Source organism: Planktothrix paucivesiculata PCC 9631 (assembly GCF_900009265.2).
In the GTDB taxonomy this organism is placed as follows: domain Bacteria; phylum Cyanobacteriota; class Cyanobacteriia; order Cyanobacteriales; family Microcoleaceae; genus Planktothrix; species Planktothrix paucivesiculata.
Genome location: NZ_LR735042.1, coordinates 1 through 2,329, shown reverse-complemented (window position 1 = coordinate 2,329; position 2,329 = coordinate 1). Strand labels below are relative to the sequence as shown.

1 protein-coding gene is annotated in these 2,329 nt (G+C 39.9%); it reads right to left on the bottom strand.

The annotated features are described in order from the left end of the window. Positions 1–2 precede the first annotated feature (2 nt). A complete protein-coding gene (gene ltrA, locus PL9631_RS27240; protein WP_083616028.1) occupies positions 3–1,727 on the bottom strand; it encodes a group II intron reverse transcriptase/maturase in 1,725 nt (574 codons plus the stop codon). Between the last annotated feature and the right edge of the window lie 602 nt (positions 1,728–2,329).

The following is a 2,329-nucleotide window of genomic DNA, read 5'->3' as shown; positions in this document are numbered from 1 at the left end:
ATTCAAAACGGTTGATTGTCATAATTCTCAACTGTTTTAGTTAAAGAACCATCACTAGCCGTCTTTGTGTCGTGACAATGTTTGTGTAGAAGTTGAAGGTTATCGTAGGTATCTTTACCACCTAACGATTTAGGTATAATATGGTCAACTTCTACAATATCTGTACTTGTAAAATACAGACCACAGTGAGGACAAATACCTTTTTGTTTCTTAATAAGTGTTGCCACTCTTTTAGGAGTTTCTGGATATTCGCCTCGTCGTTTACTCCAGTAAATCCAGTCTCCATTAAACGGACTAGCTTCACCTTTAATCTTTGTATGCCTTACGATTGGCGTACTGCTATGGGTGAGTAATTCTAATCCATCTTCTGTACTGAAACACCAATTTCTGTCATCTACTGTTTTCCAGTATTTGTCTTTATTGATGTTCCCTTTTCCCCTCCTTCTTGCCCAAGCTCTTAACTTGTCGTAAGTTAGGCGGTCAACCTTTGAGAAGGTTTCTTTACTAACTGTTGTTGAATAATAGTTTGACCAACCTCTAATAATAGGGTTCAGCTTACTAATTAAGGCAGCTTGAGGTGCGGTTTTATGGGAGTCTATTACTTCAGCTATCTTGACAAGATGAGTCTTTATTTTGGCTTTTGAGGGTGTGATTAATGTACTAAAACCTAGTGGTATTCCATTCGGGTTGTTGGCACATCGGTAGTTACCTACTTTGTGTTGTTGTACATGGAATCCTAAGAACTCAAATCCAACATTCCCATCAATTTCATTGAGGGTGTGGGTTAGTTTTGTTTTACTTGGTTTTAATTCCAATCCCATGTCACTTAACCAGTCAGCGATTATCTCTTGACACTTTTTGACTACGTTTAAATCCTCATGGATTATTACGAAATCATCAGCGTAACGGATTAGACTAAGAGCCTGACGATTTCTCGCTTTTTTCCCTTTTAGAGTTTCGGCGTATTGCTTAACTCTTTCTTCCATACCATGTAGGGCAATATTCGCAAGTAAGGGTGAAATTACCCCTCCTTGTGGTGTACCATCATTGGTAGGAAAAAGTTCTTTTCCGTCCATGTACCCTGCCTTGAGCCATGTCTTGATTTGACGGCTTAATGTAGGGTATGTGTGTATTTTGGAGATTAATGCTTTGTGGTTTATGCGGTCGAAACATTTGGAGATATCAGCATCAAGTACATATTTGGACTTGTATCTAATATTCAAAAATATTGCTTCTCTTGCATCGTGGCATGAACGTCCTGGTCTAAAACCATAACTGTTTGGCTCAAATTTAGCCTCCCATTCTGGTTCTAACGCTAGTTTTACTAACGCTTGCAATGCGCGGTCGTTGATTGTGGGTATTCCTAATGGACGGGTTTCGGTTGTACCAGGTTTAGGTATTTCAACTCTGCGAGTTGGTTTAACTTTATTGGTTAACTTTAATCGTCCTACCAAGTTCATACGTTGCTTCGGGGTTAGGGATTTAATTCCGTCCACTCCTGCCGTATTTCGTCCTTGGTTATCTTGTGTTACCCTGCGAACCGCGATACATTTAGCACTCCAGGAATTAATCAGGGTCTTTTGAAGTTTACGAACTGCTTTAACATCGCCTCGTTCACTCGCTCGAAATATGCGCTTTTGCAACTTAAAAGTTACCTTTTCCAGTTTGCGCCAGTTAAGGTCTTTCCACTCCACCGTCAGATTGTTCTGCGTTTTAGATATATTCATTGCTACTTGTTCTATTTCTTTGGAATTACCGAGTATCTGTCTGCATATCTTTTGCCATTACAGCAAAGCATTCGCTTTTGATACCATCCCTTCCCTATATATCGTTCGTTAGCTACTTACTGGATTTCGACCTCTCCAGAGATATATAGGGGTTACTTCGTTCCGATTACACATTATTGAAGTCTTTAGCGTGATGTTATCCACCGGGTTTATTGGGCGGTGCTTATAAGTCGGAAGGAAAACCGCTTATGCCCTATCCTTGCCTTTTGGCTTGGTGTTTATCAAGTTTTTAACCTTGATTTAGCCATTACACCATTACAATTAACGATGATTCAGATACATCTTTGCTTGCGCTACGCATGGACTTCTTGCTCGATAGTTACCAGTTTTGGCTACCAGTAGTTCTACCTTTTAACCCCGCTTTAATCTGTTGGTTGCTACCCAATCAAACTAGGGGTTATGCTTTCACCTCAGCACTTGAGGGGTGGGACTTAATTCACCGAATTTCACCCACAAATGTAATCAGTTATCACCAGTCTTAATAACTGGGTTAACCGTCCCATAAGTCTTTTTCAACTTATTTTAGGTTAAACGAATCGCAC